This is a genomic window from Burkholderia sp. GbtcB21 (genome assembly GCF_019091065.1).
Taxonomy (GTDB): Bacteria; Pseudomonadota; Gammaproteobacteria; order Burkholderiales; family Burkholderiaceae; genus Burkholderia; species Burkholderia pyrrocinia_C.
This window is the reverse complement of sequence record NZ_JAGXKA010000190.1, coordinates 1-291: the sequence shown is the minus strand read 5'-3', so window position 1 is coordinate 291 and position 291 is coordinate 1. Positions and strand designations below refer to the sequence as shown.

Annotated in this window: 1 pseudogene; it reads left to right on the top strand. The window is 66.3% G+C overall.

Annotated features, from left to right (window positions below):
* Positions 1 to 84: 84 nt before the first annotated feature.
* Positions 85 to 291, top strand: a pseudogene (locus KVT39_RS36785) (hydroxymethylglutaryl-CoA lyase); the annotation flags it as partial.

Below are 291 nucleotides of genomic sequence, written 5' to 3'. Positions count from 1 at the left end.
TACTCGAATCGATCGGCATCGATGCCGCGCCGCGCGGCGACTGGCGCACGCGCGGCGTGATCTGAACCGGCAACAGGGGACGACATGGGCACTCGAAGCAAACGGCTCTACATCCACGAAGTCGCGCCGCGCGACGGTTTCCAGAACGAAGCGGCGTTCGTCGACACCGGCGACAAGATCGCGCTCGTCGATGCATTGAGCGCATGCGGCTACGCGAAGGTCGAAGTCACGTCCTTCACGTCGCCGAAGGCGGTCCCCGCATTGCCCGACGGGGGGGCCGTGATGCACGGC